This is a genomic window from Sphingomonas sp. CFBP9019 (genome assembly GCF_034045155.1).
Lineage (GTDB): Bacteria > Pseudomonadota > Alphaproteobacteria > Sphingomonadales > Sphingomonadaceae > Sphingomonas > Sphingomonas aerolata.
In genome coordinates, this window is sequence record NZ_JAXCWK010000005.1 from 308,277 (window position 1) to 328,175 (window position 19,899).

The window sequence follows — 19,899 nt, forward strand, 5'->3', positions numbered from 1 at the left end:
GATCAGCCTTCGCGGTGATACGGGTGGTTGGCCAGGATGCTCGTCGCACGGAAGAGCTGTTCGGCGAGCATCGCCCGCGCGAGCAGATGCGGCCAGGTCGCGCGGCCGAAGGAGACCAGCAGGTCGGCCTCGTCGCGCGCGGCATCGTCGAACCCGTCGGCCGCACCGATCATGAACCGCGCCTCGCGCACGCCGTCGTCGCGCCACCGCTCGAGCACGCGCGCGAACGCCATGGACGACAACACGTCGCCCTTTTCGTCGAGCAGGATCCGCCTAGTCTGGTCGCCAACCGGGGGAATCCGCCCCCCCGTGTCGGGCAGCTCGGACACCTTGGTCGGCCAGGCGATCCGCTTCAGATAGCGATCAACGAGTTCGGCTTCGGGCGATCGCCCGATCCGGCCGCGGGCGACGATATGCAGCAGCATCGCCCGCGCACCCGGATCAGTCTTGGTCGGACAGGTCGGCGAACGGAGCGGTCGGTGGCGTCGGCGCATCGCCGAACGCCCACATCCGCTCGAGATTGTAGAAGCTGCGGACTTCGGGGCGGAACAGGTGGACGATGATGTCGGTGGCGTCGATCAGGACCCAGTCCGCGGTCGGCAGCCCCTCGATCTTCACCGGACGCTTGAACTCGGCCTTGATACGCTCGGCCAGCTTCTGTGCCATCGAGGCGACCTGGCGGGTCGAACGGCCGCTGGCGATCACCATGTAATCGGCGATGCTCGTCTTGCCCGCGAGCGGGATCGAGATGGTCTCGACCGCCTGGTCGTCATCGAGCGACGCGAGGATCAGGCGATGCAGCGCCTCAACCTCTTCGGGGTCGGTCGCGCGAGGGGCAGTAGGGGAAGTGGCCAAGTCAGCTCCTGGGTCAGGTTACCGGCCCGGCAACATGCTGGAACCAGTCGGGATTTTCGGCGCGCAGGCCGGTTGCGGAGGTCGGGTCGGGTCGGAAGCGCAACAGCACAAGGGCCGGCAATCTCCACGTCGTCCAGCTCTTCGCATGGTCTGTGCGCCGTTGGAAGCGCCGCAGCCAACCCATCGCGGGGGCCGCGAGGGCGCGCCCGTCATATCCCGGCCGAGCGATTACCGCAATCGGAACCTCGCGGGCGATCGCGCGCCAGTTCTTCCACCGGTGGAAGTCGGCGAGATTGTCCGCACCCATCAGCCAGATGAAGCGGATTTTCGGATGGCGCCGCCTGAGCTTGCGGATCGTGTCGAGCGTGTAGCGGGTGTGGAGCCGGGTCTCGATATCGGTGGCGCGGATCGGCGCGCGCCGCGCCATCCGTCGCGCCGAGGCGAGCCGCGCGGACAGCGGCGCCATGTCGCGCGCCGCCTCTTTCAGCGGATTGCCCGGCGAGACGAGCCACCACGCCTCGTCGAGCGCGAGCGCCTCGATCGCCGACAGCGTGATCGCGCGGTGCCCCCGGTGCGCCGGGTTGAACGATCCGCCGAGAATGCCGACGCGGGTCATGGCGTCACGCGCGACGCCGATCGGCCCGACACCTCACCCGCGCACCTGCCCCGTGCCACGCCCGATCCACTTGTAGGTCGTCAGCCCCTCGAGAGCGACCGGGCCGCGCGCGTGGAGCCGCCCGGTGGCGATGCCGATCTCAGCACCCAGCCCGAATTCGCCGCCATCGGCAAACTGGGTCGAGGCGTTCCACAGCACGATCGCGCTGTCGACCTGCGCGAGAAACCGCTCGGCGACGTCCGCATCGGCCGCGACGATCGCATCGGTATGGTGCGACCCGTGCCGCGCGATATGCGCGACCGCGCCGTCCAGTCCGTCGACGATCGCGACCGCGGCGATCGCGTCGAGATATTCGGTATCCCAGTCCGCCGCGTCCGCCGCCGCGATTTCGGGCACGAGCGCGATCGCAGCCGCATCGCCCCGCACGACACAGCCTGTATCGGCCAGATGGCGGATCAGCGACGCCGCGCCAGCATAGCCGCGGTCGATCAGCAGCGTCTCCATCGCGCCGCAAATGCCGGTCCGGCGCATCTTCGCATCGACCACCACCGCCGCCGCCATCGCGGGGTCCGCGGACGCATCGACATAGACATGGTTGATCCCGTCGAGATGCGCGAGCACCGGCACGCGCGCCTCGGCCTGGACGCGCGCGACCAGGCTCTTGCCGCCGCGCGGGATGATCAGGTCGATCGCGCCGTCTGCCTTGAGCATCGCGCCGACCGCCGCGCGGTCGGTGGTCGGGACCAGCTGCACCGCGTCCGCGGGGACCCCGCCCGCGGCCAAGCCCTCGATCAACGCGGCGTGGATCGCGCGATTGCTCGCCACGGCTTCCGATCCGCCGCGCAGGATCGCGGCATTGCCTGCCATTACGCACAACGCCGCGGCGTCGGCGGTCACGTTCGGCCGGCTTTCATAGATGATCCCGATCACGCCGATCGGTACGCGGACCCGGCTGAGGACGAGGCCATTGGGACGTGCGCGCGAATCCATGATCTGGCCGACCGGATCGGCGAGCGCGGCAACCGCGGCGACGCCGTCCGCCATCGCCGCGATCCGCCCGGGATCGAGCCGCAACCGATCGAGCAGCGCCCCCGACAGCCCCGCGGCGGCCGCGCGCGCCATATCCTCACGGTTCGCCGCCTCGATCGCCGCCGCTGCGTCGCGCAGCGCCGCCGCCGCAGACACCAGCGCCGCGGCCTTGCGCGGAGTCGGCAGCGCCGCGAGCACGCCTGATGCGACGCGCGCGCGCGCGCCCATGTCGGCGATCAGGGTTTCAGAGTGCGTCTCGGCGTCGGGAAGGTCGGTCATGCCATCCGACTATCACGCCAAACCGACTCGCGCCAACGCCCGGGCTGCGTTACGCTTGCGTTATGAACGGGGACATGGGGGCAGCGGCGGACATCGCCACGGGGGCATTGGTCGGACGCGCGTTCGAACCATGTGCGGGCGAATCGACCGCAATCGGCAGGGCGCATGCAACGGGCGCGCTCTGTCTCAATTGCGGCACCGCGCTGATCGGCGCGCACTGCCATGCCTGTGGTCAGGCCGCGCATGTCCACCGGTCGCTCGGCGCGATCGGGCATGAGATTGCGCATGGCGTGTTCCATTTCGAGGGCAAGATCTGGCGCACGCTGCCGCTGCTCGTCTTGCATCCCGGCACGCTCACCCGGCGCTACGTCAATGGCGAGCGCGCGCGGTTCGTCTCGCCGCTCGCGCTGTTCCTGTTTACCGTCTTCCTGATGTTCGCGACGATCGGTGTGGTCGGTGGCGAGATAACCGAGCAGATCGCCGCCCCCACGACGCGCGACCGCGCCGAACTCGCACGCGGGCTGGACGAGGCCCGTGGCGAGCTCGCCCGCATCGAGCGGGACCGCGCGATCGCGGTGCGCGCGGGTCAATCGACCACCGATCTCGATACGCAGGCACTCGTCCTGCGCGGCAGCATCCGCGCGCTGACGAGCGCAAGCGGCACGACCAGACGCGACACGGACGATTTTACCTTCACCGACGTGAAGAAGACCGGCTGGCCACTGCTTGACCATGGCATCGCCAAGGCGAACGCCAATCCCCGCCTGATGATCTACAAGCTTCAGTCGAGCGCTTATAAATATAGCTGGGGGCTGATCCCGCTCTCGGTGCCGTTCATGGCACTGCTGTTCCTGTGGCGCCGCAAGCACCATCTCTACGATCACGCGATCTTCGTGACCTATTCGCTGGCGTTCATGATGCTGCTGGTGATCGCGCTGATGCTCGGCGGCATGGCGGGGCTGGCGAGCGGGTGGATCGTGATGGCGGGGTTGCTCGTCCCGCCGGTCCACATGTTCGCGCAGCTCCGTGGTGCCTATGCGCTCGGCAAGGTTTCGGCGGGATGGCGCACCGTCGCGCTGCTCACCTTCGCGTTCACCGTGCTGATCGCGTTCGTCGTGCTGATCCTGCTGCACGGCCTGACGGAGTAGACCTGGCCGCCAGCGATTGCTTGGCCTCGCCTCGACGAGCCCCTCTCCGCGTCCGGCTCACGCGCTCACCGACACGGGTATAAGTTTGCCAGCACGCGCGCATAGCCGTCCTTCAACGGCCGCTTCTGATAACTCGCCGGCAAGTCCGACAGGCCGTCGAGCATGTCCATGATTCCTACCGACTCCCCCTCGGGGACGCAGGCGATCGGCGGCTTGCCTGCCGCGGCGCGCGTTGCACGTTCGGCCTTCAGCTGCGTCGTCGCGGCCTTCGCCTCGGCCTTAAGTGCCGGGAAGTCGGGCGACATCAGCGCCATCGGCCCCTGATCGCGCAACGCATTGGCGCGGGCGAGAAACGTCCCCACGGTCATCGCCGCGGACGCGGGCATCGCCATCCCGCCCACGAGCATCGCGGCAATCACGGCCTTGGGAAGCACATACGACATGGGCGGCCTTTCCGAAGAAAAGACCGCCCATGGAGGCATTTAGCTGACTAGCCGCTGAACCGGATCAGGCGCCTAGCGGGGTCGGCGTTCCGAACGGCCCATTGGGTCGCCGGGTCTTGGGGATCGACGTCCCCGCCTTTGGTACGAGGCTTGCCTTCGCACCCGGGTCCGGCCGGTCGAGATCTTCGCCAGCGATCAGCTGCTTGATCTCGTCACCCGTCAGCGTCTCATATTCGAGCAGCGCGCCCGCGACCGTGTGGAGCTGGTCGACATGATCGCTCAGCACCTGCTTGGCACGATCGAGACCGCCTTCGACGATCCGCTTGATCTCGTCGTCGATCAGCTGCGCGGTCTGGTTCGACATGCGCGACGGACGGCTCGACGAGTAACCGAGGAACGATTCACCCTCGGGCTCGCCATATTCGAGTGGCCCGACCTTGTCCGACATGCCCCAACGCGTGACCATGTCGCGTGCCAGACCCGTGGCGTACTGGATGTCGCCGCTCGCGCCCGACGAGACCTTGTCGTAGCCGAAGATGACCTCCTCGGCGACACGACCACCCATCGACACCGCGAGGTTCGCGTACATCTTGTCGCGGTGATAGCTGTAGCTGTCACGCTCGGGCAGACGCATGACCATGCCCAGCGCACGACCGCGCGGGATGATCGTCGCCTTGTGGATCGGATCCGACGCGGCCTCGTGCATCGCGACGACGGCATGGCCGGCCTCGTGATACGCGGTCATCCGCTTCTCGTCGTCGGTCATGACCATGGAGCGACGCTCGGCGCCCATCATGACCTTGTCCTTGGCCTCCTCGAACTCGGCCATCGCCACCAGGCGCTTGCCCTTGCGCGCCGCATGCAGCGCCGCCTCGTTGACGAGGTTGGCGAGATCGGCACCCGAGAAGCCCGGCGTACCACGTGCGATGACGCGGGCATCGACGTCGGGTGCCAGCGGCACCTTCTTCATGTGCACTTCGAGAATCTTGATCCGGCCCTCGATATCCGGCCGCGGCACGACGACCTGGCGATCGAAGCGGCCCGGACGCAGCAGCGCAGGGTCGAGCACGTCGGGACGGTTGGTCGCGGCGATGATGATGATGCCTTCGTTGGCCTCGAAGCCGTCCATCTCGACCAGCAGCTGGTTCAGCGTTTGCTCGCGCTCATCATTGCCGTTGCCCAAGCCTGCACCGCGGTGGCGACCGACCGCGTCGATCTCGTCGATGAAGACGATGCACGGCGCGGACTTCTTGGCCTGCTCGAACATGTCGCGCACGCGGCTCGCGCCGACGCCGACGAACATCTCGACGAAGTCGGAGCCCGAGATCGTGAAGAACGGCACCCCCGCCTCGCCAGCGATCGCACGGGCGAGCAGCGTCTTGCCGGTACCCGGCGAGCCGACCAGCAATGCGCCCTTGGGGATCTTGCCGCCGAGGCGGGCGAACTTGGTCGGGTCCTTCAGGAACTCGACGATCTCCTCCAGCTCCTCACGCGCTTCGTCGATGCCCGCGACGTCGGCAAAGGTGACCTTGCCTTCCTTCTGCGTCAGCATCTTCGCGCGGCTCTTGCCAAAGCCCATCGCGCCAGACCCGGAATTCTTCTGCATCTGCTTCAAGACGAAAAAGGCGATGCCGAGGAACAGCAGGAACGGCAGCGACTGATAGAGGAGCAGCGCCAGCATCGACGGCCCTTCCTCAGGCTTCGCGCTGATGGCCACGCCCTTTTCGCGCAGCTTTGGAACCAGCGTCGCGTCCTGGATCGGATAGGCCTTGAACTTCTCGCCGCTCGACAACGTACCCGAGATGATGTCGCGCGAGATGTTCACGTCCTTGACGGTGCCCTCGTCGACCTTGTCGAGGAACGCCGAATAGGCGATCGTGTTGCCGCCCGAGGTCGCGGTGCGGCCGTCGAACATGGTCACGAACAGCGCCAGCGCGACAAGAATGCCGACCCATATGAGCAGGCTCTTCATCCACGGGCTGCCATTTTCGGGGCCCTGTGGCTTGTTGCCGCGGTTGTCCCCTCGATTGTCATTGTCGTTCATGGGTGCCGGATACCTTTCGAACCTACAAGATAAGCGCGCGCAGGTTAATGGCAATGGAACAAGCCGCGACTTGGCAGCAATCAATGTGTCCGCGCGGGACGAATCTACACCGAGCGACGTGGCGGCGCGGGACGGAAGCGCCAGACGCCCGCGCGCGGCGATGCGATCACCCCCGCCTGAGTCGCGCGCTTGCCCGCGATCAACGCATCGAGCAGCCGTTCGATATTGACCGCCGCGCTCCAGTCGCCCTCGATCGCCGCAACCGCGTCCGGCTCGGCGCCATCGCGCGCAGCCTCCGTCACCGCGTCGCGCACCACGCCGATCGCGCGCCGGACCATGCGGCGCAAAAGCTCGCGCGGCACGTCGCCGACGGTCAGCCGGACCTCGCCCGCCGCGACTTTCGCACGGTCGGCCCAGAGCCATTCGACCGCAGCGCGGACATCGGCATCCGCCTCCGCCAGTGCCGCGGCCGCGCGCGCCAGATTGGGGGTGCCCAGCCATTCGTTCGCGCCGAGCAACCGACGAAACCGCGTGCGGTCATGCCGATCGTCGTGGTTCGACGGATCGTCGAAGAACGGCACCTCGGCGCGGCGGACGATCGCGCGAAGCTCCGCCCGGCGCCAGTCGAGCAGCGGCCGGATGACGGGGATGCCCGCGACCTCGGTCCGGGCGCGCACACCTGCCAGCCCCGCCAGTCCCGACCCGCGCGCGGCGCGCATCAGGAACGTCTCGGCCTGGTCGTCGGCATGGTGCGCGGTGAGCACGCATCCCGCACCGATCGCGCGCGCATGGTCCGCGAGCAGCGCATAGCGGACGGTGCGCGCCTGCGCCTGAATGCTCGCCCCGGTGATCGGCTCGGTCGGTGCCAGCGTCGCGTGGCGGATGCCGAACGTCGCGCAATGCGCCGCCACCATCGCCGATTCGCCCGCGGCTTCGGGGCGCAGACGATGGTCGACGCTGGCCACGGTGAAACCAGTCCCGAGCGATTCCTGCGCGAGCGTCAGCATCGCCATGCTGTCGGGTCCGCCCGACACCGCGAGCACGGGCGATGTCAGCCCCGCGCCAAGCCTTGCAACCTCCGCTGCAAAACGCTGGGCCTCCTCGGTGAGGACAGGATCGCTCATCCTGCCGGCCACCACACGCCGCGATCTGCGCTCACTTGCACTTGGCGGTGGCTCGTCCGGCAGCGACCTTGGCGGTCATGTCGCGTGAGAGCTTGGCGCCATAGACGTCGTTGAGCTCGTCATACACCTTGCACGCATCGGCGGACTTGTTCAGCTTGGTCAGCGACTGGCCGAGATAATAGAGGCTTTCGGACGCCCGCTCACCATCGGGCATCTTCTTGTAATTGTCGTAGAATGCCATCGACGCGAGGCTCGGCTTGCCCTCGTCGAGATAGGCGCGGCCGAGCAGATTCTGTGCATAGCTCGCGCGCCGGTCCTTCGGATAGGTCGCGACCACCTTCTTCAGCTGCGTCTGCGCCTCGGCATAGCTCTTGGCCGCCCACAGCCGATAGCCGTAGAGATACTCGTCCTCGGCCGGATTGCCGGTCGACGGCTTCTCGACTGCGTTTGCTGGCCGCGCGGCGGCGGTGGCCCCCGATGGCCGCGCCGGCGGCCCGGCGTCCTCGTCCGGCCCCCCCGTGCCCTCGACGGCCGTTCCGGCTGCACCGGGCGCGCTGTTCGTCCGGGCGGCCTCGATCAGCTTCATCCGGTCGTCGGTTGCACGCCGATACGCGTCGAACTGCTCCTGCAGCTGGCGGATCTTGTACTCGGTCTGCTCGACCTGCCCGGTCATCGACGCAATCTGCTGTTCGAGCGAGGTCACGCGCTGCGCCAGATCGGCGACCGCGCTGGTGGCGGGCGTGCCAGGACCGGGGCCTGCGGTCGTCTGCGGACCCGTCACCTCGGGCTGCAGCAGCTGCCCTGCCCCGCCCGGGAACACCTTGCGCTGGACCGCGCGCATCTCGCTTTCGAGCTTGCCGACACGACCTTCGACGTTCGACTGTGCGGATGCCGCGACGGGCAGCGATGCACCGGCAAGCAGAATGCCGACGATGATGGACTTATGCATGGGCTATACCCCCCGGGGCACTGGATAAGACGAGCGATATAGCTGCAACATCATTCCTGTCGCCAGCCTTAAGGCGTTCCCGATGCATTGCCCGGTGCCCCCTCGGCGACGGCATCGCCACCGCTCGCGGCAGGCGCGCCGTTCAGCCGTGCGGCAATCGCCGGGGCGCCGACGCGGACGTCCTTGATCGCGCGTTCGCCGGTTCCCAGCGGCGGCACGTTCGAGCCGTTGAGCGTGACCGTCAGCTTGTCCGGGCGACCGACGTTGATCATCGGATCCTTCGCGTCGCGCGGCACGTCGAACCGGTCGCCGGCCTTCATCGTCCCCAGATACAGCGTCTTGTTGTCGGCATCATAGACGCGCATCCACACCTCGTCGGTCGCGGCAAGCGTGACCTGCCCGGTCTCCAGCGCCGGCGCCGCGGGCACCGCTGCGGGGGAGGCCGGCGTCGGGCTGGGCACTTCGGCGACCGTCGCCACCGATTCCGCCGCAGACCCGGACGTGGTCGCGCCGCCACGGAACAGGTCGGTCCCGTACCAGATGCCGACCAGGATCAGCACGGCCAGCGCGATGCCGAGCGCGATCACCGCAACGCCGCGCGAGGGTACGCGCGACGGATCGGACATTTCATAGGGTTCGTATTCGGGCGTGCGGCGCACGATCTTGCCGAGCTCGGCGCGCACGAGATTGGCCACCCGCACCTCGTCCGCGCCGACCGCGCGGGCATAGGCCTTGGCGAACCCGACCGCATAGGTCGACGACGGCAAAGTCGCGTAATCAGACGCCTCGATCGCCTCGAGATGCCGCAGCGGCACGCGCGTCCGGCCCCCGACATCGGCGATCGTCAGCCCCTGTGCCTCGCGCGTTGCACGCAGGATATCGCCGGCCCGTTCGGGCGAGGCGGGCGGAGGGATCTGCCCGGTTGCGACGTCGTCCATTCTTGTCTCCGATTATGGGCTGTAGCGCGCGCCCATCAAGGCGGGTCATGTTCCAGAGCCAATAACCCATGTCAACGCGAAGGCCCTAGCGAAACCCGCGCGTCAGGCCAGCTCGACCCCGTTTTCCGTTGCCCAGTCGGTCAGCACGGCACGCATGTCGCGCGGGGGATCGGCGAGCAGGGCCGTCATCTTCGCGGTGATCGCCGCCAGATCGAGCGAGCGCGCCATCGCCTTGATCGGCCCGACCGCCGCCGGGGTGATCGACAGCCGGTCGATCCCGATCCCCGCCAGCGCCATCGCCTCGAGCGGCCGCCCGCCCATCTCGCCGCACACGCCGAGATCGACACCGGCCGCGCGCGCAGGCTCGACGAGCCGGGCAAGGAACCGCAAAATCGACGGGCTCAGCCAGTCATAGCGCTCGGCGAGCTTGGGATTGGCGCGGTCGGCGGCAAACAGGAACTGTGTCAGGTCATTGGTGCCGACCGACAGGAACTGGATCTTGGGCAGCAGGATGTCGAGCATCTCGGCAAGTGCCGGCACCTCGAGCATCGCGCCGTAGCGGATCGTCGTCGGCAGCTTGCGCCCGCGCCCCGCCAGCCAGCTCCGCTGCGCCTCGAACAGCGCCTTGGCCTCGTCGAACTCCCAGGGCTCGCTGACCATCGGGAACATGACGTTGAGCGTGCGCCCCGCCGCTGCTTCCAATAGCGCGCGCGCCTGCACCTTCATCAGCCCGTCGCGTTCGAGCCCCAGCCGCAGCGCGCGCCAGCCCATCGCCGGATTTTCCTCATCCGCGGCGGCCTTGTTGAGATAGGGCAGCGCCTTGTCGCCGCCGATATCGACGGTCCGGAAGATCACCGGCCGATCGCCCGCCACCTCCAGCACCTCGCGGTACAGCCGCTGCTGGCGCTCGCGCTGCGGCAGCGTCGCGGATACGAGAAACTGGAATTCGGTCCTGAACAGGCCGATCCCGTCCGCACCGGTGATGTCGAGCGCGGCCGCATCGTCCCGCAACCCGGCATTGACCATCAGCGTCAGCCGATGGCCATCCTTCGTGATCGGCGGCACGTCGCGCAGCGCCGCAAACGCCGCCCTGCGCTTCTGCCGCAGCGCAAGTCGCGCCTCGAACGCCTCCTCCATCGCCGCGGAGGGTCGCGCGAACACATTGGCGTCGGCACTGTCGAGCAGCAGCAGATCGCCCTCGGCGATCAACCGCCGGACGTCGCGGACACGGCCGAGCACCGGCACGCCCATTGCCCGCGCGACGATCGTCACGTGCGCGGTCAGCGACCCTTCCTCGAGGATCACGCCCTTCAACCGGCGCTTGTCATACTCGAGCAATTCGGCCGGCCCCAGATTGCGCGCGATCAGGATCGTGTCCTGCCTGAGCCCCATCTGCGCGGCGGTACCCATCTGGCCCGACACGATCCGCAGCAGGCGGTTCGCCAGATCCTCGAGATCGTGCATCCGGTCGGCGAGCAGCGGATCGTCGATCTGCCGCATCCGCTGGCGGGTACGCTGCTGGACGCGCTCGATCGCCGCCTCCGCAGTCAGGCCGGAATCGATCGCCTCGTTGATCCGCCGCGCCCAGCCCTCGTCATAGGCGAACATCTTGTAGGTCTCGAGGACCTCCTCATGCTCGCCGCCGACGCCGAACTCGGCCTCGCGCGTCATCCGCTCGATGCCTTCGCGCATCTTGTCGAACGCGGCATAGACGCGGTGCCGCTCGGCATCGGTGTCCTCGGCGACGGTATGCTCGATATGGATGCGCGGCTGGTGGAACACGGCAAAGCCCGCGCCCATCCCGTCCACCAGCTTCTGCCCCGGGATCCGCATCGCCGCGGTCGATTGCGGGCGATCCGATCCGCCGCCCGCGGTGTCGATCAGCCCGGCATTGGCGATCAGCTCGCTCAGCACCATCGCGACGGTCTGCAGCGCCTCGATCTCGACGTCCTGATATTTGCGCGTTTCGGCATGCTGCACTGCAAGAACGCCGACCGCGCGTTCGCGCCGGATGATCGGAACCCCGGCAAAGCTGTGATAGCGCTCCTCGCCGGTCTCGGGCTTGTAGGCGAAATCGGGATGGCTCGCCGCCTCGTCGAGATTGAGCACCTCGACCTGCTGCGCGATCGTGCCGACCAGCCCCTCGCCCAGCGCCAGCTTGGTGACATGCACCGCCTCCTGTGCAAGGCCGCGCGTCGCGAACAGCTCGAGCACGCCCTCGCGCAGGAGGTAGATCGAACAGACCTCGCTATCGATCGCCGCGGCGATGATGCCGACGACCGAATTGAGCTTGGCTTGCGCGGTCGTGCGCGCGGCCATCACGTCGTGAAGGCTGGTGAGGATCTCGCGGGCGGAGGCGGCGGCCGAAACGGGCATGGGGAGGAGCTACCAGATCAAGCGCTTGGGTGCCACGCAACAAAAGTATTCTTCTGCGCAAGCCCGGTCTATCGTCATTGCTGCGTGCCCTGCCTCAAACGTCGAACAACCCGTCCTGGCTCCCGACCGGCGGATTGAGGCCCAGATGCTTCCACCCGCCCGCATTCATGCACCGCCCGCGCGCGGTCCGCGCGACGAGGCCGAGCTGGATCAGATAGGGCTCGATCACCTCTTCGATGGTGTCGCGCGGTTCGCTGAGGCCCGCTGCCAGCGTCTCGACCCCGACCGGCCCGCCGCGATAGATGTCGGCGATCATCATCAGATAGCGCCGGTCCATCGCGTCGAGCCCCAGCGCATCGACCTCGAGCCGGTTGAGCGCGGCGTCGGCGGTGCGCGCATCGACGATCTCGGCGCCCGCGACATCGGCAAAGTCGCGAACCCGGCGGAGCAGCCGCCCGGCGATGCGCGGCGTGCCGCGTGCGCGCCGCGCCACCTCCATCGCCCCGTCCTTCGAAATCGCGAGCCCGAGCAACCCAGCCGCGCGCGTCACCACCCGCTCGAGCTCGTCGACGGTATAGAATTGCAGCCGCACCGGGATGCCGAAGCGATCGCGCAGCGGCGTCGTCAGCAGCCCCTGCCGCGTCGTCGCACCGACCAAAGTAAAGCGCGGCAGGTCGATCCGCACACTGCGTGCCGAGGGCCCCTCGCCGATCATCAGATCGAGCGCGCGGTCCTCCATCGCTGGATACAGCACCTCCTCGACCGCGGGCTGCAGCCGGTGGATCTCGTCGATGAACAGCACGTCGCCATCCTCGAGATTGGTCAGCAGCGCGGCAAGGTCGCCCGACTTCGCGATCACCGGCCCCGAGGTGGCGCGGAACCCCACCCCCATCTCGCGCGCGACGATTTGTGCGAGCGTGGTCTTGCCGAGCCCCGGCGGCCCGAAGAACAGCACATGGTCGAGCGCATCGCCGCGTGCCTTGGCCGCCTGGATGAAGATCCGCAGATTCTCGCGCGCGGCCTTCTGCCCGACAAATTCGTCGAGATTCTTGGGGCGCAGCGCCGCATCCACGTCCTCGGGGCGGCGGGCTGGCGTGAGCAGGCGTTCGGCATCGGTCATCAAGCCCGTTCCCTACCCGTTCACGCCCGCCCCTGTCACCCCGTCGCGCGCGTCCCGCCCGACCGGCCTACCGAATTCACGGGATCAGTCGGTCCGCGCGGAGCTGTGCGAACAGGTCGAAGAACGCATCGTCGGTCGGCTGGTAGCGCGTAAAGCCCATCCGCCGGCTCTTGCCCATGTCGGTGACGACCTCGATCGGCCGACCAAGATCGGCATCGGTGTGCCACGGGGAGGCGAGACGCGTGAGATCGGCCTCGACCAGCCCCTCGCGCTCGGCGATCCGCTGCCACACGACCGCGTCATCCGCCATCTGTTCCTCAAGCGGGACGATCGTGCCGTCGAACGGCGCCGCCTCGATCCCGAACCAGTCGGCGATCCGCGACCACATCCAGCTCCAGCGGAACACGTCGCCATTGACGATGTTGAAGTCCTGGTTCGCCGCCTCGGGCGTCGTCGTTGCCCAGACGAGCTGTGCCGCGAGCTGACGCGCGTCGGTCATGTCGGTCAGCCCGTTCCACTGCGCCGCCGATCCCGGAAAGCGGAACGGCCGCCCGGTCTCGCGGCAGAGCGTCGCATAGGCCGCCAGCGTCGTCCCCATGTTCATCGCATTGCCAACCGCCTTGCCGATCACCGTATGCGGACGGTGCACGCTCCAGCTGAAGCCGTCGCGCTCGGCAGCCGCGAACACCTCGTCCTCCTGCGCATAATAGAAATTCTCGACCTCGAGCCGGCCCTGCTCCTCGCGGAACGGCGTCTGCGGCAGCACGCCCTTACCATATGCCTCGAATGGCCCGAGATAATGCTTCAGGCCTGTCACCAGCGCGACATGCCGCACCGACTTGGCGGGACGCAGGCCGTCGAGCAGGTTGCGGACCATCGCGCCGTTGACGCGGATATTCTCCGCCTCGGTCGCCTGGCGCGACCAGGTCGAGACGAACACCGCGTCGGGCGCAAGATCCTTCAGCGCGGCGGCGGTGCCTGCCGCGTCGGTCAGGTCGGCAGCGACCGGGTGCACGCCGGGCTGGTCGGACGGACGCCGCGCGAGGCCATGGACCGTCCATCCCTGTTCGATCAGCAGCGCCGCCGTCGCGCTGCCGACAATACCGCTCGTGCCAACCACCAATGCCGTCCGGGCCATCGTCATTCTCCGTTTCGCTTGAACGCAGTAGCTAGGCATCGCCAGCGACGCGTTCTAGACGGCACCATTCGGGGCCCCGGGCACCTTTCGGGATCCAGCGACGTTCAGGAACCCAGTATGACAACGCCCCCCAACTCTGATCTCGCCCCCGATCCTGCCCCCGTGACCGACGACTGGCGCGAGGACTGCGCACCGCGCCGGGTGCTCGACCTGTTTGCGACCAAATGGACGAGCATGGTCCTCCACACGCTCGACGCGCGGCACGAGGGCGGCGCGCGCACCGGCGTCCTCCACCGCAGCCTGCCCGGCATTTCGAAGAAGATGCTGACGCAGACGCTGCGCGACATGGAAACCAGCGGGCTGATCCTGCGCGACGTGCTCGCGACGATGCCCCCCGCGGTCGAATATAGTCTGACGCCGCTCGGCAGGCGGTTCGTCGAGCCGGTCAATCTGCTCTACGACTGGGGCCGCACCAATGCCGATGCGCTCGACGCGTTCGGCCCCGGCCCCGCGCCCCGCCGGTCCGCCAAACGGCCGAAGACCGACTGAGACTAGGGCTTCGACGCCTTGCGCAGCGCCAGCCGGACGAGCGCGTCGAGCGTCGCGCCCGGCCCCAGTTCCTCGTCCGCCGCCGCCACCGCGACGCTCGCCTCGGCGGGCCGGAACCCCAGGTTGAGCATCGCCGACACGGCGTCCGCCGACGCGCCCGGCGCCGCATTGACCACCGCGGGCCCGAGCCCGAGCGCGATCCCGCCGACCTTGTCCTTCAATTCCATGACGATGCGCTGGGCGAGCTTCGGCCCGACGCCGTTCGCGCGCGCGACCATCGCCTTGTCGCCGCTGGCGATCGCGCGCGACAGGTCGACGGGTTCGAGCGCGGACAGGATCGCGAGCGCAACCCGCGCGCCGACGCCCTGCACCGCGGTCAGCAACCGGAACCAGTCGCGCTCGTCCGCACTCGAAAATCCGACGAGCCGCTGGAAATCCTCGCCGACCAGCAATTCGGTGAAGACGGTGCAGGCCTCGCCGATCGGCCCGAGGGCCGACAGCGTGCGTGCCGACGCGCCGACCAGATAGCCGACGCCGCCGACATCGATCACCGCATGGTCGATCCCGGTCGAGTCGAGCCGGCCCTTCAGATGGACGATCATGCGCCTACTCCCGTACGTCGCGACAGCGCCGCCGCGCTCGCGACATGATGCGCGTGCGTGATCGCCACCGCCAGCGCGTCGGCGGCATCGGGGCCGGCGAGTTTCGCGCCAGGCAGCAACACCGCCATCATCGCCTGAATCTGTTTCTTGTCCGCGCCGCCGGTGCCGACGACGCCTTTCTTGACGGTCGAGGGGTGGTATTCGCCGATATGCAGCCCCGCCCCCGCCGCCGCGAGCAGCACCACGCCGCGCGCCTGCCCCAGCTTCAGCGTCGACTGCGCATTGGTGTTGCCGAGCACCTCCTCGACCGCGGCTCCATCGGGCCGCTCGGCGCGGATGACGTCGAGGAGTGCAGAGTAGAGCGCCGTCAGCCGCCGCGGCAACGCCATCGAGGGATCGGTCCGGATCTGGCCATTGGCGATATGGCTCAGCCGGTTACCGTCCGCACGGATGACACCCCAGCCCGTGGTGCCGAGGCCAGGGTCGAGTCCGAGGATGATCATGCGAAGAAGGAAGACTGGTTCGCGCGGAGGCGCGGAGGCGCGGAGGGGGTGCGCACTCGGCTCTCGTCGCGCGTTAGCGCAACTTTCACGCCATCGGGCTTGCCTGCAGGTGTGACGCCGCTGGCGCGGAAGACGCGTGCGCGAAGCACCTCTCTCCGCGCCTCCGCGTCTCCGCGCGAACCAATCCTTCTTCTCACTGGCTCAACCCAGCGTCTCCATGATCTCGTCCGAGATCTCGTAATTGCCCCACACCGTCTGCACGTCGTCGTCATCGTCGAGCGCGTCGATCAGCTTGAACAACGTCGCCGCATCGTCCGCATCGACCGCGACCATGGTCTGCGGCCGCCAGGCGAGCTTCGCGCCCTCGGCCTCGCCAAGCTTCGCCTCGAGCGCCTTGGCGACTTCGTGCAGATCGCCCTGCGCGGTCCAGACCTCGTGCCCGTCCTCGCTCGACGTCACGTCCTCGGCCCCCGCCTCAAGCGCAGCCTCGAACACCGTGTCGGCATCGCCCGCGCTCGCCGGATAGGAAATGAGCCCGACGCGGTCGAACGCATGGCTGACCGACCCGCCGGCACCCAGGTTACCGCCATTCTTGCCGACCGCAACGCGCACGTTGGTTGCGGTACGGTTGCGGTTGTCGGTCAGTGCCTCGATGATCAGCGACACGCCGCCCGGCCCGAAGCCCTCATAGCGGATCTCTTCGTAGTTCTCGGCGTCGCCGCGGCTCGCCTTGTCGATCGAGCGCTGGATGTTCTCCTTGGGCAGCGACGCCGCCTTGGCCGCATTCACCGCCGCGCGCAGGCGCGGGTTCATGTCAACATCGGGCAGGCCCATCTTGGCCGCGACCGTGATTTCCCGGCTGAGCTTGCTGAACGCCGACGAGCGCTTCTTGTCCTGCGCACCCTTGCGATGCATGATGTTCTTATATTTGGAATGGCCTGCCATCTGTGCCTCTATAGCTGATGCGCCGCTCTTAGGCTCCGGCACCCGATTTCGCCAGAGCATCGATTTTTCCCTCAATCGCGTCGAGCCGCGCGAGCACCAGATGGTCGATCTTGTGATGCACGCGCAAAATGTCGAGCTCGGCGCGCAGATTGGTCTCGTAATCGAGGCTCGCGGCGAGCCGGTCCTTCGCCGATTGCCGGTTCTGGCTCATCATGATGATCGGCGCCTGGATCGCCGCGACCGTCGACAGCAGCAGGTTGAGGAAGATGTAGGGATAGGGATCGAACGCCGCGTTGAAATGCGTGAGGATGTCCGAATTGAGGATCATCCAGCCGAGCAGCACCGCCGTGAACGCGATGATGAACCCCCACGACCCACCGACCGCCGCAACCCGGTCCGAGAGCCGCTCGCCGAACGTCGCGCGTTCGTCGGCGAGGTCGGCGGCGTCGCGACTGACCGTGGTCCCCGCCTCGATCCCCGCGAGCACGCGGCGCTGCTCGTCGTTGAGCTCGCCGGGGGACTTGCCGAGCAGGCGGTGCGAGAGATCGTCGAGCGAAGAGGATGCAGCCATGGCGAAAGGCGTAACCGCGATTGCGGATTAAGCCAGCGCGCAAAACCGCGCTTGCGACGAGACCCGCGAAAGACTCCTTGCCCCGATGCGCCCGCACCTGCCAAACGCGCGGCATGACGGTTAGCGTGAATATGGGCACCGACGGCAATGGTACGGCCGTCGGCGTCGACCTGGAGGAACTTCTCGCCACGCGCCTGCTGGTGCAGGGCAATTCGGGATCGGGAAAATCGCATCTGCTGCGCCGCTTGCTCGAACGGTCGGCGGGGCATGTCCAGCAGATCGTGATCGATCCGGAGGGCGATTTCGTGACGCTCGCGGGCCCGCACGGCCATGTCGTGATCGAGGCGGGCGATTATAGCGAACGCGAGATCGCGCGCATCGCCACCCGCCTGCGCGAACACCGGACGTCCGCGGTGCTCAGCCTCGAGGGGCTCGAGGTCGAAGGGCAGATGCGCTGTGCCGCATCGTTCCTCTCCGCGCTGTTCGATGCGCCGCGCGAGCATTGGTATCCGGTGCTCGTGGTCGTCGACGAAGCGCAGATGTTCGCGCCCGTCACCGGCGGCGAAGTGTCCGAAGAGGTACGCCGTGCCTCGCTCGCGGCGATGACCAACCTGATGTGTCGCGGCCGCAAGCGTGGTCTCGCCGGCGTGATCGCGACCCAGCGTCTGGCGAAGCTCGCGAAGAACGTCGCAGCGGAAGCGTCGAACTTCCTCATGGGCCGCACCTTCCTCGACATCGACATGGCACGCGCCGCCGATCTACTCGGCATGGAGCGGCGTCAGGCGGAGGCGATCCGCGACCTCCAGCGCGGCACCTTCATGGCGCTCGGCCCCGCGGTCTCGCGCCGCCCCATCACCGTGAAGATCGGCGACGTCGCCACCTCGGCGCGCAGCGGCAGCCCCAAGCTGACCCCGCTCCCCAGCGCCGCGCCGATGGACCTGCAGGACCTGCTCTCCGAGCCCGTGGTCGACGCGCCCGAACTCGGCCTGCTCTTCGATTCGCGGCCGCGGCGCGTGCCGGCGGAAGAACTGCTCGACGGTATCGCCCGCCCGCCCGAGCCGCGCACCGCCGCGCCCCCGCCGCCCGAGAAGACCGACGACGAGGTCGAGGCGGTCTATGCCGACGTGTTCCGCGCGATCGTCGAGGATCCCGAATCGACGCTGCGCCCGCCCTCGGTGCTGTTCCAGGATTTCCAGGTGCGATGCCGGATGGGCGGCCTCGCCAAGCCCCCGCTCGATCTGCCGGGCTTCGTCCGCCGGCTGAGCTGCGCACGCGCCGGGATCTTCGACATGACCGACGAGGCGTGGACCGCCGCGCTCGACGTCGCGAGCGGGCTGCCCGACGACATGCTCGGCGCGTTCCTGCTGGTCGCCCGCGCCGCGCGTGAGGGCGAACCCTGCCCCTCCGACGCGCGCATCGCCGCAACCTACGGCACCAGCTCGCTCGGCCGCGTGAAGCGCCTGATCGGCTATATCGAAAGCCGCAACCTGATCGTCTGCCGCACAGACCTGGCGGGCAAGCGCTCGATCACGATTCCGGGACTCGGCTGGACGACGCTGCCGGCAGAGGCGGCTTAACTAGAACGCGAAAGCGAAGACCAGTCCGGCGACCACGCCGATCTGCACGATCGCGATCATCTGCAGCCGGCCGACGAACGGCTGCTTGCGGGTCTTGTGGCGAAATCGACGGCGCGCCCAGAAGGCGCCGGGGCTGCCACCGAGCGCTGCGAACCAGAGCAAACGGGATTCGGGGATGCGCCATGCGCCACCCAGCGATCGGCGCTTATCCAACGCGAACGCAGCGACCGTGACCGCGTTGATCACCAGAAACAGAAATGACGCCGCCGCGATCGATACGAGCATGGCTCACCGGTACCGCGTCGACGTTGACGCGGCGTCCACCCCGGCGTCGATGACGCATCGCGAGGGAGACACCGCGCAGAGACCGATCGTCAGATCATCCCCAGAGCCTGGAGGTACACCTCGAGGATCGCCTCCTCCTCCTGATATTCTTCCTTCTTCTTCTTGCGGATCGACAGGATCTTGCGGATCGCCTTGGGGTCGTAGCCACGCCCCTTGGCCTCGGCCATCACATCCTTGATGTCGTCCGCAATACCCTTCTTCTCTTCTTCGAGACGCTCGGCGCGCTCGATCAGCAGGCGCAGTTCGTCCGCTGCGACCGCGCCGCCGCCCATGCCGTGTTGGCGTTCGTCCGTCATGATACTCGTCCCCATTCGCTCGAAACACAGACCCGCATGCGGCGACCGGGGTCCCAAGGACCGCCGATGAATCGCGCCGCTGCAAGTGCGGCGCCGCGTCTAGGCGGTAACCGTTCGCGGCTCAAGCGACCCCGGGTCAGACGACCGCATTCTTGGCGACGCTGGCCTTCATCCGCTCGAGCTGCTCGGGCGTGGCGTCGCCCTGATGCTGCGCTTTCCACTGCGAATAGGGCATGCCGTACACCGCCTCGCGCGCTGCATCCTTGTCGAGACCACCAGCCTCCTCGACCCAGTCGGACAGGCAGTTGCGGCAAAATCCCGCCAGACCCATCAGGTCGATATTCTGCGCATCGTCGCGGTGGCGCAGGTGGCGGATCAGCCGGCGAAAGGCCTGCGCCGCTACGGCATCGTCGAGTGTGTCCAGCGTGTCGCTATCGTGGTTCATTCGTATG

The 19,899-nt window shown here is 67.9% G+C and carries 22 protein-coding genes; 3 read left to right on the plus strand and 19 right to left on the minus strand.

Annotated elements, in window-relative coordinates; translation table 11 throughout:
* Positions 1 to 2: 2 nt before the first annotated feature.
* From SOM18_RS16475 to SOM18_RS16490, 4 genes are read right to left on the minus strand one after another with little or no spacing between them, the layout of a single operon-like run.
* On the minus strand, positions 3 to 425 hold the full coding sequence (locus SOM18_RS16475; protein ID WP_031395979.1) for a 23S rRNA (pseudouridine(1915)-N(3))-methyltransferase RlmH: 423 nt from the start codon (positions 423 to 425) through the stop codon (positions 3 to 5).
* Positions 426 to 441: 16 nt separating this feature from the next.
* Entirely contained in the window at positions 442 to 855 is a 414-nt protein-coding gene (gene rsfS / locus SOM18_RS16480) for a ribosome silencing factor (RefSeq protein ID WP_031395980.1), read from the minus strand.
* A 13-nt stretch (positions 856 to 868) separates the two neighbouring features.
* Positions 869 to 1,471, minus strand: coding sequence for a nicotinate-nucleotide adenylyltransferase (locus SOM18_RS16485; protein ID WP_031441652.1), 603 nt, complete (start codon positions 1,469 to 1,471; stop codon positions 869 to 871).
* Positions 1,472 to 1,504: 33 nt separating this feature from the next.
* The gene (locus tag SOM18_RS16490; protein ID WP_192191210.1) at positions 1,505 to 2,779 is read right to left on the minus strand and encodes a glutamate-5-semialdehyde dehydrogenase; all 1,275 of its coding nucleotides are present in this window, start codon (positions 2,777 to 2,779) and stop codon (positions 1,505 to 1,507) included.
* Positions 2,780 to 2,853: 74 nt separating this feature from the next.
* Here SOM18_RS16490 and SOM18_RS16495 point away from each other — a divergent pair, with 74 nt between their 5' ends.
* Positions 2,854 to 3,927: a DUF3667 domain-containing protein gene (locus tag SOM18_RS16495; RefSeq protein ID WP_320481992.1), complete on the plus strand. Its 1,074-nt coding sequence runs from the start codon at positions 2,854 to 2,856 to the stop codon at positions 3,925 to 3,927.
* 65 nt (positions 3,928 to 3,992) lie between these two features.
* On the opposite strand, the gene SOM18_RS16500 is transcribed toward SOM18_RS16495, so the two are convergent.
* From SOM18_RS16500 to SOM18_RS16535, 8 genes are all read right to left on the minus strand, one after another.
* Positions 3,993 to 4,370: a hypothetical protein gene (locus SOM18_RS16500; RefSeq protein ID WP_235188337.1), complete on the minus strand. Its 378-nt coding sequence runs from the start codon at positions 4,368 to 4,370 to the stop codon at positions 3,993 to 3,995.
* A 64-nt stretch (positions 4,371 to 4,434) separates the two neighbouring features.
* Complete coding sequence (gene ftsH, locus SOM18_RS16505; RefSeq protein ID WP_031440313.1) at positions 4,435 to 6,414, minus strand: ATP-dependent zinc metalloprotease FtsH; 1,980 nt, start codon at positions 6,412 to 6,414, stop codon at positions 4,435 to 4,437.
* A gap of 104 nt (positions 6,415 to 6,518) precedes the next feature.
* A complete protein-coding gene (gene tilS / locus SOM18_RS16510; protein ID WP_320481993.1) occupies positions 6,519 to 7,538 on the minus strand; it encodes a tRNA lysidine(34) synthetase TilS in 1,020 nt (339 codons plus the stop codon).
* Between the two features lie 31 nt (positions 7,539 to 7,569).
* Positions 7,570 to 8,487 (minus strand): YbgF trimerization domain-containing protein, encoded by a 918-nt coding sequence (locus tag SOM18_RS16515; protein ID WP_031440315.1) that lies wholly within the window; start codon positions 8,485 to 8,487, stop codon positions 7,570 to 7,572.
* Between the two features lie 68 nt (positions 8,488 to 8,555).
* Positions 8,556 to 9,425, minus strand: coding sequence for a helix-turn-helix domain-containing protein (locus SOM18_RS16520; protein WP_042466955.1), 870 nt, complete (start codon positions 9,423 to 9,425; stop codon positions 8,556 to 8,558).
* Positions 9,426 to 9,527: 102 nt separating this feature from the next.
* Complete coding sequence (gene ptsP, locus SOM18_RS16525) at positions 9,528 to 11,801, minus strand: phosphoenolpyruvate--protein phosphotransferase (RefSeq protein ID WP_031396191.1); 2,274 nt, start codon at positions 11,799 to 11,801, stop codon at positions 9,528 to 9,530.
* A 94-nt stretch (positions 11,802 to 11,895) separates the two neighbouring features.
* Positions 11,896 to 12,921, minus strand: coding sequence for a Holliday junction branch migration DNA helicase RuvB (ruvB, locus tag SOM18_RS16530; RefSeq protein WP_031440317.1), 1,026 nt, complete (start codon positions 12,919 to 12,921; stop codon positions 11,896 to 11,898).
* A gap of 76 nt (positions 12,922 to 12,997) precedes the next feature.
* Entirely contained in the window at positions 12,998 to 14,059 is a 1,062-nt protein-coding gene (locus SOM18_RS16535) for an SDR family oxidoreductase (RefSeq protein WP_031440318.1), read from the minus strand.
* A gap of 117 nt (positions 14,060 to 14,176) precedes the next feature.
* Between SOM18_RS16535 and SOM18_RS16540 the strand changes: the two genes are divergently transcribed.
* Entirely contained in the window at positions 14,177 to 14,608 is a 432-nt protein-coding gene (locus SOM18_RS16540; protein ID WP_042466957.1) for a winged helix-turn-helix transcriptional regulator, read from the plus strand.
* 2 nt (positions 14,609 to 14,610) lie between these two features.
* Here SOM18_RS16540 and ruvA read toward each other — a convergent pair whose 3' ends face one another.
* From ruvA to SOM18_RS16560, 4 genes are all read right to left on the minus strand, one after another.
* Complete coding sequence (ruvA, locus tag SOM18_RS16545) at positions 14,611 to 15,210, minus strand: Holliday junction branch migration protein RuvA (RefSeq protein ID WP_031440320.1); 600 nt, start codon at positions 15,208 to 15,210, stop codon at positions 14,611 to 14,613.
* Positions 15,207 to 15,713: a crossover junction endodeoxyribonuclease RuvC gene (ruvC, locus tag SOM18_RS16550; protein WP_031395213.1), complete on the minus strand. Its 507-nt coding sequence runs from the start codon at positions 15,711 to 15,713 to the stop codon at positions 15,207 to 15,209. The genes ruvA and ruvC overlap by 4 nt, the downstream gene beginning before the upstream one ends.
* Positions 15,714 to 15,914: 201 nt before the next feature.
* Positions 15,915 to 16,658 carry a YebC/PmpR family DNA-binding transcriptional regulator gene (locus tag SOM18_RS16555; protein ID WP_031395214.1) on the minus strand — a complete coding sequence of 248 codons (744 nt, stop codon included), beginning with the start codon at positions 16,656 to 16,658 and terminating at the stop codon, positions 15,915 to 15,917.
* 28 nt (positions 16,659 to 16,686) lie between these two features.
* Positions 16,687 to 17,229, minus strand: a complete 543-nt coding sequence (locus tag SOM18_RS16560; protein ID WP_320481994.1) for a DUF1003 domain-containing protein — start codon at positions 17,227 to 17,229, stop codon at positions 16,687 to 16,689.
* Between the two features lie 113 nt (positions 17,230 to 17,342).
* Here SOM18_RS16560 and SOM18_RS16565 point away from each other — a divergent pair, with 113 nt between their 5' ends.
* Entirely contained in the window at positions 17,343 to 18,806 is a 1,464-nt protein-coding gene (locus SOM18_RS16565; RefSeq protein WP_107045068.1) for an ATP-binding protein, read from the plus strand.
* Here SOM18_RS16565 and SOM18_RS16570 read toward each other — a convergent pair whose 3' ends face one another.
* From SOM18_RS16570 to SOM18_RS16580, 3 genes are all read right to left on the minus strand, one after another.
* Positions 18,807 to 19,091 carry a DUF1294 domain-containing protein gene (locus SOM18_RS16570; protein WP_031440323.1) on the minus strand — a complete coding sequence of 95 codons (285 nt, stop codon included), beginning with the start codon at positions 19,089 to 19,091 and terminating at the stop codon, positions 18,807 to 18,809. It lies immediately after the preceding gene.
* A gap of 89 nt (positions 19,092 to 19,180) precedes the next feature.
* Positions 19,181 to 19,447, minus strand: a complete 267-nt coding sequence (locus tag SOM18_RS16575) for a DUF2312 domain-containing protein (RefSeq protein WP_031395220.1) — start codon at positions 19,445 to 19,447, stop codon at positions 19,181 to 19,183.
* A gap of 136 nt (positions 19,448 to 19,583) precedes the next feature.
* Positions 19,584 to 19,892: a DUF1244 domain-containing protein gene (locus SOM18_RS16580; RefSeq protein WP_031440324.1), complete on the minus strand. Its 309-nt coding sequence runs from the start codon at positions 19,890 to 19,892 to the stop codon at positions 19,584 to 19,586.
* Positions 19,893 to 19,899: the final 7 nt, after the last annotated feature.